1 protein-coding gene and 1 pseudogene are annotated in these 1,156 nt (G+C 66.7%); both read right to left on the bottom strand.

The features are described from left to right. Positions 1-186: pseudogene (locus LQV45_RS34370) on the bottom strand (histidine kinase); the annotation flags it as partial. A 121-nt stretch (positions 187-307) separates the two neighbouring features. Continuing rightward, entirely contained in the window at positions 308-952 is a 645-nt protein-coding gene (locus tag LQV45_RS34365) for a DNA alkylation repair protein (RefSeq protein WP_230012348.1), read from the bottom strand. Positions 953-1,156: the final 204 nt, after the last annotated feature.

Below are 1,156 nucleotides of genomic sequence, written 5' to 3'. Positions count from 1 at the left end.
TCCGGGTGCGAGGTCGCGGGTGATCTCGCCGACCGCAGCCGAGAGAACGTCGAGGAGCACGAGCCGGGTCGCGGCGTCCAGTCCGGCGGCGAGCCGCTCGGCCACGGCGCGGGTGTCCTCCGAGCCGTTCTCCGCGGCATCCACTAGCTGCCGCTGTAGGTCGTTGACGTATTGTCCGAGTTCCATGCCACCATAGTGACACCACGGTGGTGTCACGTCAAGCCTTCGTGGTGTCACGGGTGATCCGCAGGTTGGTGCGGCGGCTCGAAGAGGGTGAGTACGGGTGAAAGGCCCCCCGCCCTGAGTCCTAGTTGGCGTCCTGTCGGTTCACCATTTCGGCGATCCAGATCGGCGCGAACGGAGAGGTGCAGTTCGGCGGCGTCGGGTAATCCTTGAGCACCTCGAGGCGCTCGCCGATGCCGATTGCGCGGGCGCGGTGTGCGGGGTGCTCAATCCCGATCTGGGCCAGGCAGTGGTTCATCGCCCACTGCAAGCGGTCCGGGGCGTCCTTCATCTGCGCCTCGATGATGTCGAGCAGTCCTGGCAGGTCGAGGCCCTCCGGCTTCTTCGCACCGCGGTCGGTAGTCAGCGCCCAGCCGGCAATTGCCACCAGCGGGTCCGGATCGGCGAACCAGGCCACGCGCAGTTCCTCGGCATGCGGGTTCTTCTTCACCACATAGTTGACGAGCCAGTCCTGCACCTTGGGAGTGTGCGCTTGGCGCAACATGCCGTCCAACTCATCACGGTCGAAAGCCTTCGGACGGCAGATCAGGAGCGCCAGGAGCCGCGCCGCGGTATCACCGGTCCCCCACAGCTCACGGGACAGCTCCTGCTGCGTCTTGAGCCGCTTGGCCAACGCCCGCAGCTTGCCGAGGTTCACCCCGTGGTCGTCACCGTGCTTGGCGTTCACGTCCCGGATCCTCGGGTCCTCGAGGTCAGCCAGCTCGGCCATCACCTCGGCCGCCGTCGTTCCGGTTTCCGTCGTCTGGGCCACCTCGGCCTCCTGTCCGTTGCTTGTGCGATTTAGCATACGTCGGCGGTTCGGCCGCCCGCGGCAATAAGCGGCTTGGCGACGAAAACAGACGACTGCACCGTTGCCGCGCACGCCGGTGAGCGTCCGGTGCTCACCTGTGAATCGCCCGCTACCCCTTGCCCC

The sequence above is a fragment of the Microbacterium sp. Bi128 genome, assembly GCF_918698205.1.
Note: the sequence above shows the minus strand (reverse complement) of the source record. Positions and strands in the feature narration are given on the sequence as shown.